The organism is uncultured Methanobrevibacter sp., from assembly GCF_946184425.1.
Lineage (GTDB): Archaea > Methanobacteriota > Methanobacteria > Methanobacteriales > Methanobacteriaceae > Methanocatella.
In genome coordinates, this window is record NZ_CAMHFP010000057.1 from 1 (window position 1) to 12,739 (window position 12,739).

The 12,739-nt window shown below is 32.7% G+C and carries 14 protein-coding genes; 7 read left to right on the forward strand and 7 right to left on the reverse strand.

All coding sequences use genetic code 11. From position 1 onward, the window contains the following. Nucleotides 1-123: 123 nt before the first annotated feature. Together porD and porC are read right to left on the reverse strand one after the other, a co-directional pair. Nucleotides 124-366: a pyruvate synthase subunit PorD gene (gene porD, locus Q0P94_RS09725; protein ID WP_292609206.1), complete on the reverse strand. Its 243-nt coding sequence runs from the start codon at nt 364-366 to the stop codon at nt 124-126. A 13-nt stretch (nt 367-379) separates the two neighbouring features. Then, a complete protein-coding gene (porC, locus tag Q0P94_RS09730; protein ID WP_295116090.1) occupies nt 380-901 on the reverse strand; it encodes a pyruvate synthase subunit PorC in 522 nt (173 codons plus the stop codon). Between the two features lie 287 nt (nt 902-1,188). On the opposite strand from porC, the gene Q0P94_RS09735 reads away from it, so the two are divergent. After that, nucleotides 1,189-2,793: a dihydropteroate synthase-like protein gene (locus Q0P94_RS09735; protein WP_295116092.1), complete on the forward strand. Its 1,605-nt coding sequence runs from the start codon at nt 1,189-1,191 to the stop codon at nt 2,791-2,793. A 2-nt stretch (nt 2,794-2,795) separates the two neighbouring features. Here the strand turns inward: Q0P94_RS09735 and Q0P94_RS09740 are convergent, their stop codons facing one another. Continuing rightward, complete coding sequence (locus Q0P94_RS09740) at nt 2,796-3,179, reverse strand: hypothetical protein (RefSeq protein ID WP_295116094.1); 384 nt, start codon at nt 3,177-3,179, stop codon at nt 2,796-2,798. A gap of 124 nt (nt 3,180-3,303) precedes the next feature. On the opposite strand from Q0P94_RS09740, the gene Q0P94_RS09745 reads away from it, so the two are divergent. The 6 genes from Q0P94_RS09745 to Q0P94_RS09770 are packed head-to-tail and all read left to right on the forward strand — an operon-like array spanning nt 3,304 to nt 8,058. Continuing rightward, nucleotides 3,304-4,158, forward strand: a complete 855-nt coding sequence (locus Q0P94_RS09745; RefSeq protein WP_295116113.1) for a MoxR family ATPase — start codon at nt 3,304-3,306, stop codon at nt 4,156-4,158. Between the two features lies 1 nt (nt 4,159). Beyond that, complete coding sequence (locus Q0P94_RS09750; RefSeq protein ID WP_295116095.1) at nt 4,160-5,314, forward strand: VWA domain-containing protein; 1,155 nt, start codon at nt 4,160-4,162, stop codon at nt 5,312-5,314. Between the two features lie 9 nt (nt 5,315-5,323). After that, a complete protein-coding gene (locus Q0P94_RS09755; protein WP_295116097.1) occupies nt 5,324-6,244 on the forward strand; it encodes a TIGR00269 family protein in 921 nt (306 codons plus the stop codon). Then, complete coding sequence (locus Q0P94_RS09760) at nt 6,245-6,448, forward strand: MoaD/ThiS family protein (protein WP_295116099.1); 204 nt, start codon at nt 6,245-6,247, stop codon at nt 6,446-6,448. A 2-nt stretch (nt 6,449-6,450) separates the two neighbouring features. Then, nucleotides 6,451-7,311: a DUF89 domain-containing protein gene (locus Q0P94_RS09765; RefSeq protein ID WP_295116101.1), complete on the forward strand. Its 861-nt coding sequence runs from the start codon at nt 6,451-6,453 to the stop codon at nt 7,309-7,311. A gap of 9 nt (nt 7,312-7,320) precedes the next feature. Continuing rightward, nucleotides 7,321-8,058, forward strand: a complete 738-nt coding sequence (locus Q0P94_RS09770) for an NAD(P)-dependent oxidoreductase (RefSeq protein WP_295116103.1) — start codon at nt 7,321-7,323, stop codon at nt 8,056-8,058. Here Q0P94_RS09770 and Q0P94_RS09775 read toward each other — a convergent pair. The 4 genes from Q0P94_RS09775 to mer all read right to left on the reverse strand — a co-directional run bounded on the left by Q0P94_RS09775 (nt 8,045) and on the right by mer (nt 12,058). Then, a complete protein-coding gene (locus tag Q0P94_RS09775; protein ID WP_295116105.1) occupies nt 8,045-9,322 on the reverse strand; it encodes an adenylyltransferase/cytidyltransferase family protein in 1,278 nt (425 codons plus the stop codon). The two genes, Q0P94_RS09770 and Q0P94_RS09775, sit on opposite strands and share 14 nt — an antisense overlap. 27 nt (nt 9,323-9,349) lie before the next feature. After that, a complete protein-coding gene (locus Q0P94_RS09780) occupies nt 9,350-9,832 on the reverse strand; it encodes a DUF308 domain-containing protein (RefSeq protein ID WP_295116107.1) in 483 nt (160 codons plus the stop codon). A gap of 40 nt (nt 9,833-9,872) precedes the next feature. Continuing rightward, entirely contained in the window at nt 9,873-10,955 is a 1,083-nt protein-coding gene (locus Q0P94_RS09785; protein WP_295116109.1) for an archaeosine biosynthesis radical SAM protein RaSEA, read from the reverse strand. 140 nt (nt 10,956-11,095) lie between these two features. Next, entirely contained in the window at nt 11,096-12,058 is a 963-nt protein-coding gene (gene mer / locus Q0P94_RS09790) for a 5,10-methylenetetrahydromethanopterin reductase (RefSeq protein WP_295116111.1), read from the reverse strand. Nucleotides 12,059-12,739 lie beyond the last annotated feature (681 nt).

The window sequence follows — 12,739 nt, forward strand, 5'->3', positions numbered from 1 at the left end:
TCTGAAATTGTAGTTTGTGGAGTAATTGGATAAACAGGAATAACTTGTGGCTTAGCCAATCTTGCAGCTTCTGCAACTGCTTTGTTTGCGGTCATTACTTCTCTTATCATTAAATCACTCTCTTTATTCTTTTACCATTTCGATTGCATCGGATGGGCATTCATATGCACAAATTCCACATCCTTTACAGTAATCGTAATCAATATCATGTTGTTTGTTCACACTGGAATCTGGACAGAATACAATACAATTATCGCAGTCAATACATTTTTCCTTATCTAAAATAGGTTTGAAAGTTCTCCAGCTTCCAGTTTTATTATTTTTACTACTTCCTGGTGTTGTAATTACACAGCCTATATTTACCATTATTTCACCTTTTTTATCCCATTTCGTAAGCTTTTTGTGTAGCTTCGGCATTTAATTCTCCAATTTTTCCAGGGAAGGTTTCTCTAATCACTTCTACGAGTGATTCAATACTTACTACATTGGTTTTTTTAGCAAAATATCCTAGGATGATTGTATTTACAATATTACGTCCTAACATATCAAGTGCAATTCCAGTTGCATCAATATCATATACCTTGTGTTCTCCACTGCCTTTAAATTCAGTGGTATTGATAATAACTTCAGTATTGTCTTTAATTCCTGAAAACACATCAACAACATTTAATAATCCGTCATCTAAAACTAATACATAGTCCGGATTATATATCTGATATCTCAAATCGATAGGCTCATCATCAATTCTGGTGAAAGCCATAACTGGAGCTCCTCTACGTTCAACTCCAAAAAATGGGAAAGCCTGAACATATTTTCCGTCTTTAAATGCTGCTTTAGCCAAGATTTCAGCAGCAGTTACAGAACCTTGTCCACCTCTACCATGAAAACGAATTTCAATCATTAAATTTTCCTCCATATATTTATCATGTATAATCATTATAAATTCTAAAATATATAAATTTTATGTAGAAGTATTATTTTTTTAATAATTTGTTTAAATAAATTTGAATAAATTATTACTTTTTTGTTTATTTTTTTAATAAATACAGTTATCTCTTTATCATGTTTTATAATATTTATTATATTTTTTTTTAACAATTGCTATTATTGGTTGATAATCATTTTTCAAAGATTTATATAATATATTATATTATATCTAATATTATTAGAAAATGTGATGTGGGGATAATGAAAGTTTTAATAATCACTGGGGAGTTAGCATATCCGTTAATTAAAGAAGTTGTTTCAGATTCAAAAGAGGATATAATTGTTCATATTGCAGATAATACTCAAGTTGCTGCATTTTTAACTCCTAGGCAAATAATTAAAGAAGTAAAAACTAATTTTTCAAATCAATTGGATGATATTGATATGATTTTGGTTCCGGGTTTAATAAAAAAAGGAACAAAGGAAATTACAAAAGAACTGGGAATTCCTACATTTAAGGGATCCACTGACGGTGCCGATTTGGCAATGGTTTTAAATCTGATTGGAAGCATTGACCTTTCAGAAGACAAGCCTGCAGATAAATTAATCGAAGAAGAAAAAAGGCAAGAAGCATTCAAATTCATTGATGAATTTGAAAATGATGATGAAAATATTAAAAGACTTCTTGAAAAGCCAAATAATATTTTGATAGGCAACCTTCCTGTCGGTGAAGATTTTCCAATGAGGGTGCTTTCTGAAATAGCAAATGCGCCGTTTCTGTCTAAAGAGGCATTAATTAACAAATGCAAATATTTTGTTGATTCCGGTGCTGATATGATTGATATTGGGATGGCTGCCGGTGAAGACTTTTCGGATAAGATTCCGGAACTGATTGAAACATTAAGGCCAATCGTTGGAGATAGACCATTGAGCATAGATACATTAAATCCTAATGAAATTAAGGTTGCTGCAGAAAATGGAATCGATTTTGTACTGAGTCTTGATTTAGGCAATAACTCTGAAGTTCAGGAAATTTTAAAGGAAAAAGATATTCCTGCAGTATTGCTTCCTACAAACTTTTCACAGGGAATTTCACCTAAAACTCCTTTAGAACGTGTTGAATCAATGCATCAGTTGATTAAGGATACTGAAGGTTTAAGATATGTGGCTGATTTGATTTTGGATCCTGTTAACAGTTCAAGTATAGTGGAATCTATTATTGCATGCCACGAATTCCATAAAACAAATAAGGCGCCAATGTTTTTTGGTGTAGGTAACGTCACTGAATTGATGGATGCGGATTCTGGTGGAGTTAATGTTTTGCTTGCGGGAATTGGTATGGAACTTGGTGTAAGTATACTTTTCACACCTGAAGAAAGTGGAAAAACCAGGGGCAGTGTTTATGAACTTGCAACTGCTTCCAAAATGATGTTTCTTGCAAAAAACCGTAAATCAATTCCTAAGGATTTGGGTATTAATATGGTTGTCTTTAAGGATAAGCATAAAAGGAATGATATCATAGTAAATGAACTTGATGAAATTCCTGAAATAAAACAATCCAAACCATTAAAATTCATTCGTGACAAGGCAGGCAGTTTCAAAATAACTGTTGACTATGGAACAACTGTCAGCGAAAGTCGCATTATCGCCACTCATTTTAAAAAGAATGAAGCTGATCTGGTAATTACTGGAAGCACTGCAAAAGAAATATATGAAGAAATTATTACAAAAGAATTAGTTACCCGAATGGAGCATGCAGCATATCTTGGTTCTGAACTAAAAAAAGCAGAAATTGCGATGGTTACTGGTAAAGATTATGTTCAGGATTTTGAATTGTTCAAAAATCCTGATGAATTTAAAAAATAATTTTAATCAAAATCTGTTGGATCATATGTGTCTTCAGATTGGCCAGCTTGAGGTGTGTATTCAGCAGAATCACTGGAAACATAATTTCCATCATCACTGGATTCATCATATCCTTCTCCTGAATCACTTGAACCGGTATTAGGGTTTGTCATTCCAGTATCACGTGCTGGTTCTGAATTACTTGAATCAGAGGAGCCTGTGGTTGATGTTGTGGTTGAATTTGCGGTCATGTTTTTTGTCACATTTGTTGTATTGCTTGGAGTGGTGACATTTAATTGGTCATTCTTATTTAAGTTCAAACCTATGCCGCTCACATATGCCGCTACACCACCAACAATTATGATGAGGATAACTAATGCAATAATGATAATATTTTCACGTTCCATATTGAACCTCCATTTTATTATATATTTTAATATTTAATATTTCATATATTATAAATTATTACATAAAGTTTATATTATGATATAATTAAACTTAAATATGATTAAATTCAAGGATGTTTTCACTGTGCAAGTTGATAATATTACTATTAAAGATATTGGCAAAAGTCTATTGGATGCAGAATATGTTTCTAATGATGAAATCTCAACAACTTTGTATCTGTCTTTGTTGCTTGGAAAACCAATGCTTATTGAAGGGCCTCCTGGAGTAGGTAAAACAGAGCTTGCAAAAGTAATAGCAAAAACATTTGATAGGGATTTCTTTAGGATACAATGTTATGAGGGAATTACATTTGAACAGATTGTGGGCGAATGGAATTATCAAAAGCAATTGCTGCATTTGGAAGCGGCTAAAAATGATTCCAATGGTGAAGATAAAATTTTTGATGAGGAATTTTTCATAAGACGGCCATTACTTAATGCGTTTCTAAATGCTAAAGATTCAGTATTGTTAATTGACGAGATTGATAAGGCTGATGAAGAAGTGGAAAGTTTTCTTCTTCAGGCATTGGGTGAACAGGAAATAACCATCAACGATTTGGGAACATTTCAATTGGAAAATGATTTGATTGTCATATTAACATCAAATTCTCAAAGGTCTTTACTTGATGAGACTAAGGACAGATGTCTATTTTTATATATTCCATATCCTACTGTTGAAAGGGAAATAGAAATTGTAAAATCCAAAATACCTGATGTTGATGATGAAACGGTATCCACTGTAGTAAAATTGGTTCACAGTATCCGTAATCTTAATTTAATGAAAAAACCATCTGTAAGGGGAACAGTTGATTGGGTAAAATCTGTTTCCAACCTCGGAACAAAAGATATGGATAAGTCTTTAAAGGATAGTATAGGTGTTGTTATTAAAAATGAAAGCGATAAAAAAAGAGTTGTTAAAGATATTTTAAACAAAAGATAAAATGATAAATAAAATCGCAAAACTATCGGGTCAACTTAGGGATCAGGGTTTGCCTGTAAGTATACGAAGCACTCAAGCGGCTACTCAAATTTATATGAACTTTGGTGAAACCGATAGGCAGCTTTTAAAAAGGGCTTTGATGGCAGTCTATGTTAAGGATAAATATGATATTCCTAAATTCAATAAGGTATTTGAAGAAATTTTCAAAAAGGAGATAAAACTGGAAACTCCCCAAAAAGAAAGGCGTGGAACTGCATATACTGGTGCAGGTCCAAAATCCAATAAGTATCATATCAAAAAATCCAATGATGCCTACAGGAAACTCAACAAGGAAAGAATGGAAAATGAAAAATTGAGAATGCTGTCTGGTCAGCCTCTTTTAGATGAAGTTAAGCAGCTTGAACGGGATGGTGAGCTAATGAATAAAGATCTGACAAAGCTTAATAGATTCGATCCGCGCATGCTTGAAATTTGTCAGCGGTTAGGTAAAAGAATTGCAAATAAACGCTCAAGAAGGAAAATTCAAACTCATTCTAATAAAATAGATATTAGAAGGACTATCCGGGCAAATCTTAAATATGGTGGAGTTCCATTCGAACTTGTCAAGGCAAAGCCAAGACCTCACAAAAATGAGCATTTGTTTTTAAATGACATAAGTGGATCATGTGAGTGGATAAGCAGTTGGTTTTTTATGCTGATGTTTTCTGCACAATCTGCCTTTAAAAGATCTAGGACATTTGAGTTTGACAATAAAGTTATAGAAACTACTAAGGCTTTAAAAGAGGAATATCTTATTGATTCTTTTGTAAAGGTCAAAGATTTGAGAGTTAAAAATATGATGGTTCATGGAACTTCAGATATGTATTCTTCATTTACAAAATTTCAGGAAATGGCAAATATCAACAATAAGTCTTATGTAATCATACTGTCTGATTGCAGGGATTGGGCAGGACCAAAAGTCAATGGAAAACCTGTAAGTGTGGATGTTCTAGAGGAGATTGTAAGAGATTCCAAAAAGGTTGTTATCTTAAATCCTGAAGACAGAAATAAATGGGATGTTGTGGACAGTTGTGTATCATTATATGAGGAAGTTGGTGCGCAGGTATTTGAAGTGAACACATTGAACCAATTGGCTCATTTTGTAGAGCAGATGTAGGTAATAAAAATGAAATGTAGTAAATGTGGTAATCCTAAAGTCATTATTAAACGGAAACAGTCCGGTCAGCTATTATGCAAGGACTGTTTTATTGAATCAATTGAAAAAAAAGTTATCAGAACTGTTAGAAAAGAAAAACTTTTAGATAAGGGAGATAAGGTTTTGGTGGCTCTTTCAGGTGGAAAAGACAGTGTAACTACATTGGAAATTTTAAACAGCTTTCGTGAAATGAATGTCATAGATATTTGTGCCGTGACAGTCGATGAAGGAATTGATAATTATCGCCAAGATGGTGTTGATATTGCTATAAGGCATGCAGAAAGGCTTGGAATAGAACATAAGGTAGTTTCCCTTAAAGATGAATATGGCATCACTCTTGATGAGATAATGCAGATGGAAAATCACAAGGGGTCATGTACTTATTGCGGAGTATTTAGAAGAACAATTATCAATAAGGCAGCTCGTGAAATGGGCGCTACTAAAATTGCCACAGGACATAATCTTGATGATGAGGTGCAGGCAATAATGATGAATTATCTTGAAGGAAACACTGATAACCTAACTAAGCTTGGTGCAAAAACTGAATCTAAAGCAAAGGAATTCACGGTTAAAATCAAACCTCTTCGTGAAATTCCTGAGCGTGAAATTGGTTTATATGTGGTTGCCAAGGATTTGGAGGTTCATTTTGACAGTTGTCCTTATGCGATGCAATCATTTAGAGGCGAAGTTTCGGAAGTTATCAACCAACTTGCTGAAAATCATCCTACAATCAAATATTCGACTTTGAGAGGATACGACAAGATTAAAGGAATACTAAAAGATGAATTCAAAAAAGATTTCGCACATGGAAGATGTGAAAAATGTGGTGAACCTTCAGCAAATAGGTTATGCAAAGCATGTTCATTTTTAGAAGAGTTGGGTTGTGATTAAATGTCATTTACATTAAAATATAAGAATATTGATGAGGAAAGACAATTACCTAATGAAAATTATACTATAGCGGATTTATTGAAAGAATTAGGATTATCCGCTCAGACCATTGTATCCAAACAGAACGGTGAATTGGTCATTGAGGATACAGTTATAAAAGATGATGATGATATTCAGTTAGTTCAAATTATTTATGGGGGTTAATTTTGAAGATTAGTTATGAATGTGGGCCATGTTTTTTAAGACAGGCTCGCGAAGCAATGGATTTATCATGTGATGATGATTTACTGAAAATGGAAATCATGAATGATATTTTTGATTTTTTAGCTGATAACTTTACAAAGGACACTAATTCCAATAAAACAGGTTCTATAATGCATAATATTATAAAATCTAAAACTGGTTGTGAAGATCCATATTATAAAGAAAAAATAGGAGGCAATGAAATAGCTTTGAAATACCTGCCTGTTGTTAAAAAAATATTGGATGAAAATGACAGTTTGGAAAATTATGTAAAAATAGCTATTATCGGAAACATTTTGGATTTTGGTGCTTTCACATTGGATGATGATATTGATGCAATAATCAGTGACTCTTTAGATAATGAATTGGCGGTTAAGGATATAGAAGAATTCGAAAACTCTCTTAAAAAACATGAAAAGGTATTGTATTTGGTAGATAACACTGGTGAAATTGTTTTTGATAAGTTATTGATGGCAAAAATTAAAGAATATGATGTAGATATCACAATTGCAGTTAAATCAGAGCCTATTTTAAATGATGCGTGCATGAAAGAGGCTATTGAAGCGGGGCTTGATGAGTTTGGTGAGATTGTTGAAATAGGTTGTGGAACTGTTGGTTATGTTGACAGTGAAATTTCAGATGAATTTAGGGAAATATTCAATAATCATGAATTCATAATTTCTAAGGGAATGGGAAATTATGAGGGATTGACTGAAATTGATTTGTCCTGTAAGGATATTTACTTTTTATTATGTGCAAAATGCAATACAATTGCCCGTGATATAGGTGTTAATTTAAGAGATATGCTTCTTTTTAAAAAATAAAGTGATCATATGATTATAGGTTTAATTGGATTTGGTAAAGTTTCACAAAATCTTGTAAAATTGATTCAATCCAATAACATCAAATTCATAACCTCGAAAGAAAACAGGTCACAATATACTATTGAAGCTATTAACAGATTGAATGTTGAGACATTGCCCACATTCAAGGATGTTGCCGATATCTCAGATATTTTAATTTCTGCAAATTCTCCTTTTGCATCTCTTGAAGTGGCTGAAAAATATGGAAAATGCTCTAATGGTATTTATTTAGATTTAAACAATATTTCGCCAGAAACTACCTTTGAAATTGAAAAACATGTTTCTAATCTTGTGGATGGTGCGATTATTGGAAAAATCGATTCAGATAATCCTACTATGTATATTTCAGGTAACGATGCTGATAAACTGCTATTTTTGAATGATTATTTGAATGTTAAAGTTATAAGCGATAAGATTGGTGATGTTGCAATTTTGAAATTGCTTAGAAGCAGCTATACAAAAACACTCACGGCCATTTTAATTGAAAGTTATGAAATAGCCAAAAATCATAATTTGGAAGATGAATTTTTTGACGTAATATCATTAACCGAAGGCCAGGACTTCAAAGTTAAATCAATGTCCAGAATCAAAAATACTTTAAATAATTCAAAAAGAAAACGCGAAGAATTAACTGAAATAATTAATTCATTCAGCGGTCAGGATTTGGTCATGGTCAAAGCTGCATTGGAAAAATTCAACCGATTGTAACTTTGACTTTAAATCCTTTTTTTGCTTGTTTTATTATCCCATTAACCGGAATAAAATGGGAATCCATAATATATCTCAAATATGTGACTTCACGTGCAGGTAGTCTTAAATTTGTCTTTATTTTTTTCCCTTCACTTTTAAATTGGACTGAAATTTTACCTTTTTTATCGACATACAAATCAGTTGCAATGCCCTCTTTAGTAATTTTGGTTTCGAATTTAGTTAAATTAAGTCCTGCCTCAAGGGTTAGTGGTGAATTGACATTAATATTCTCGCTTCTGAATTCATCATTAGCTTCACGTGCGGATACTCCCTCATCACCTTTGCTTGCAACATACCATGCTCTGTCAATCACTTTTTGCACTTTTTGATTTTCGGGAATCACACCTTTTTCCTCATAACTTTTCATCAGGTCCATCACTTCTTTTTTGCTGACATTCATTTCAATGGAACTGATTGCCAATCGGGTCATTACAGGACCATAATCCGACCTTCTAAACACCGCCCAAATAGATTCTGGGTCTCTGTAAACTCTTCTTTTTATAATTTCATTAATTGTTTTCCCATTGAGGTAAGCTATCTTTTCAAGATTTCCTCTTGAATATGTATTCATTCTCTTATAAATCTCTTCCCAGTTTCTCTCGCCAGGTACATTGCCTAATGCAATTTCTCTTTCTAAGATTTCTGCTGTTGTCTTTGGAATTAATTTATAAACTTTTGATGGGATTTGCATAGCATTGTCAATGATTGATTGTCGGATTAGTCTGCCGGAATATTGGGTTTTGTTCAGTTCTTTAACTACATGAAACTTTAATTTAGATCCAAGAAACTCATTCAAGGCATACCATCTAATTTCATTTCTGTTTTTATAATGTTTAGGCATTCCAACGAAATTACCTTCATCAATGAATTTTTGGGCTTTTGATTCAATTTCATCCAATGTAATGCTTGCGGAGGTAATGTAATCTGTCACTCCATCATCAATCATTTGCTTAAGCCTGATGGGTACGCTATAAGATAGTATTAATCGGTGGTGAAGTCCTTCAAATGATTTGACTTCATCAACACCCAAAGCCAATGCCATTTCTTTTCTAGCTTCAAAATTCACAAAAAAAGGGGCATGATTTGCACTAAACCCCTTATTGAGATAAACAACTACTTTCTTGTTTTCTCTGTCTGCAATTTTACGAGCTTCCTTGATTAATTTTTCATGACCCTTGTGCACAGGGTCAAAATCTGCACTAATTCCAATCAAATTAAACACCAAAAAAAGAAATAAATTGGACAGTTTTTAACCGTCCATCAATTTTAAAACACCACTAATTATTAACCATATTCCAATCAGTGAACCTAAAACGATAGGGTCTGAAACATAGGTTCCAATAATTATGTATAATAATCCAAGAACTACGCCAGCTATTCCGATATAAAATCCGTATCTTGAAGTGCGGTTATTGACTAAAGAGACAATACCTACAATTATAAGCATTATTCCAGAAAGATAAACGGTTATTCCTACTAAAAATCCAATTAATGTTGGATTAAATATCAGACATATGGCCAGTAACAGCAATATTATTCCCAGTATCAAATTCAATATTGCACCACTTCTGTTGTAATCTATTATGCTTGTTCCAATGATAAGCAGATAAATGGATACTAATAATACGGATAAGCTAATTAATGAATTGACTCCGATAAAGCCCATTACTGGAAATATAATAATTATCAATCCTAAAAGTATAGCTAGTAAACTAATAAATTTAGATTTCATATTTTCCTCCTATTAGTTATATAATAATTTTAATAATATATTAATATAATGGGATATGTTTTATCTCAACGGTTGATGAGTTCATATCACTATTTTCAATTTCAGCCAACCATTCTTTTTTGCATTCGCAATCATATTCAATTTTGCTTTGTGTTAGATTGTTGGCTATTATCATATGCTTCAAATCTTTATTACATTTTTTGCAGTTATATGGGCCACGTCTTGAACCGAAACCTGAAGTGTCCAAAAGTGCGGGAATTTCTAATTCTTCACGAACGGTATTAATTATTTCGATACATGACCAGATCCAAGGTGGCTGATATGCTCCCTGTCTCCATAATCTTTCTATCACGGTTCCACCATGAATTGTTGCCGGACAGAATGAAACTCTATTAACTCCGATAGAGTTACAGTATCTTGCAGTTTCAATTGCTTCTTCAATTGCTTGTGCTTCAGAAATTAAAATTGGTTTGACAAAGATGTATGCTTTGGATTTTAAATTATATCCTTTTTCTTTAGATAATTTTTGCATTAATTTGACAGCATCTTCAAAATCTTGTTTTGTAAATCCCTTGTTAATTTTTTTAAGTCTTGTATAATCGTTTGATGTTTCAAGACCTATACTTACTTCAAATAATGTGTCTCCAATAATTTCAAAAATTTCATCAAGGACATCTTCTTTTACATATTCTGGTCTTGATTCAACTATTATTTCAGTAACATTGCCAAGCTCAACTAAAGTCTGTAATATTTGGTCACGCGCATCTTTTGGAAGTTCATACGGATTTAGGAAACTACCTGATGCAAATAATTTCACAGAAATCTTATCTTCTTCTGATATTGGATGCCTTTGGAGATGTTCATTAAAAATTCTTAAAATAGTTTCGCTGTCAATTGGTTCCAGTGTGCAATCGGATACGTAGCTGCACATAGTACATCCTCCACTGTCTCCAAGTGCCCAGGCGCAACCCGGTGTGGGCAATATTACAAACAGTGTTTTTGATACTCCATTGTATGTTAAATCATCATTGTACCAACTTGCTCCAACTTGTTCTGGAGTTTTTGGATCTTTTCGCTCGAAAGCTCTTTGCCTTATATCTTTACATAATTTTTCAATTTCCATTATAATACCTGCAAATAATAAGTGTAATATTATATAATTATGATTTTTTTATAATTAAAAATTTGGATATAAAAAAAGTAGTTATTAAGTTGTGTATAAATATTTTGAAAAATAAAAAAAAGAAAAAAGAGAAAGCAAGTTTAGAAACTTGCGATTACATCTCCTAATAATTTGATGGATTCTTCTACGTTTTTACCAACAGGGGATCCTGCTACGTATTGAGTTACACCCATTTCAGCTAAGCCTTCAATTTTAGGGATGAACTCATCAGGAGTACCACATACGGAAAATGCGTCGAGTGCTTCTTCGGTTACAGCACCAATAGCTCCACCGAAGTCACCTTTAGCTAAGAATGCACCCATTTGTTCGTTGAATCCTTCAGGTAATCCGTGTCTTTCAATAACTGGAGCAGGGGAACCTGCTGCAATGAAAGCAACTACGATTTTTGCTGCGTTTTTAGCTGCTTCGGAGTCAGCACCAATGGAAGTTGCAGTGTATGCACCTACATCAAATGCTTTGTCTCCACCAGCTGCTTCGATACCTTTTTTAATCATAGGCATAGCAGCTTCGTAATCTTTAGGGTTGGAAGCGTTAATTAATACACCATCTGCGATTTCTCCAGCGGTTTCTAACATTTTAGGTCCTTGAGCACCCATGTAAATAGGGATGTGTTCTTGAACAGCTTTTGCTCCACCTAATGCTGCACCAGCTTCGGTTTTTCCACCGGATAATAAAGTGTTAATGTCAGCGATTGCTGCTTTAATTGTGGATACTGGTTTTTCCCAAGCGATTCCTAAAGCATCGAAAGTTGCTTTGTCACCAGGACCAATACCGAAGGTTGCTCTTCCTTCTGAAATTTCGTCAATGGTTGCGATAGCGGAAGCGGAAATTGCAGGGCTTCTTACGTATGGGTTGGTTACACCAGGACCCATTTTAATGGTTTCAGTTTCAGCTGCAATTAATGCTAAGGTTTCGTATACGTTTTTGTTGTTGTAGTGATCAGTGATCCATGCGTATTCAAAACCGACGTCTTCTGCTAATTTTACTAAACTTACTAATTCATTTAATGGTATTTGTGGTACGAATTCTATACCGAACTTCATATTTTATCACCGATATTATTTTAGTTTTCTAGTATATAAAGTAATTTTTATTTGAATTAGATAGAAAGTTTTATATATTATCTATTTTTTGTGAGAGTGGATACTTATAATATCAATATTAGTATTAAATAATTTATTTTTCGTAATAACTTTTTGTTTGAAGTTGGTGTAATAAAATTTTTGAAAAAAGTTTCATCAATTATTATATATTTCATTTATTTAGTAAAAATAAAAGATAATACTTGTTAATTTCTATTTTTATTTAATAATGTCCTATTTTTATGAAAAATTCTATTAATTGCAATATTTTTTAATTAAATTTGTTAGTATAATTTCTGTCCCTATTAGATGTGCTATGTGTTTTATGGCGATGACCTAAGTATTATTGTTTAATACAATCTTTACTATGATGGTTGCTTTTCCGCATGTAGCTATAATTTATCATGTTTATTGTATTAATTAAATTTATTAATTATTATATGAATGTGCTTTGTGAGTACTTGAGTTTTTCGAGTATGATGTAAGTTTTGTAGATGTGGTGAAATTTGATTATAGAAACTTTTATATCAAATTTAGTGTATTACACTCGTCTAATTTTTAGCGTACTTCATAATATACTTTTTATGCTTTATTATGTCTGTTATGTGATTCAATTCTGTTTGATCCTGGCAGATGTTACTG

What these genes read in the sequence shown, in the direction of transcription:
- porD (WP_292609206.1), bottom strand. Translation starts at nt 366, where the DNA reads ATGGTAAATATAGGCTGTGTAATTACAACACCAGGAAGTAGTAAAAAT.
- porC (WP_295116090.1), bottom strand. Translation starts at nt 901, where the DNA reads ATGATTGAAATTCGTTTTCATGGTAGAGGTGGACAAGGTTCTGTAACT.
- Q0P94_RS09735 (WP_295116092.1), top strand. Translation starts at nt 1,189, where the DNA reads ATGAAAGTTTTAATAATCACTGGGGAGTTAGCATATCCGTTAATTAAA.
- Q0P94_RS09740 (WP_295116094.1), bottom strand. Translation starts at nt 3,179, where the DNA reads ATGGAACGTGAAAATATTATCATTATTGCATTAGTTATCCTCATCATA.
- Q0P94_RS09750 (WP_295116095.1), top strand. Translation starts at nt 4,160, where the DNA reads ATGATAAATAAAATCGCAAAACTATCGGGTCAACTTAGGGATCAGGGT.
- Q0P94_RS09755 (WP_295116097.1), top strand. Translation starts at nt 5,324, where the DNA reads ATGAAATGTAGTAAATGTGGTAATCCTAAAGTCATTATTAAACGGAAA.
- Q0P94_RS09760 (WP_295116099.1), top strand. Translation starts at nt 6,245, where the DNA reads ATGTCATTTACATTAAAATATAAGAATATTGATGAGGAAAGACAATTA.
- Q0P94_RS09770 (WP_295116103.1), top strand. Translation starts at nt 7,321, where the DNA reads ATGATTATAGGTTTAATTGGATTTGGTAAAGTTTCACAAAATCTTGTA.
- Q0P94_RS09780 (WP_295116107.1), bottom strand. Translation starts at nt 9,832, where the DNA reads ATGAAATCTAAATTTATTAGTTTACTAGCTATACTTTTAGGATTGATA.
- Q0P94_RS09785 (WP_295116109.1), bottom strand. Translation starts at nt 10,955, where the DNA reads ATGGAAATTGAAAAATTATGTAAAGATATAAGGCAAAGAGCTTTCGAG.
- mer (WP_295116111.1), bottom strand. Translation starts at nt 12,058, where the DNA reads ATGAAGTTCGGTATAGAATTCGTACCACAAATACCATTAAATGAATTA.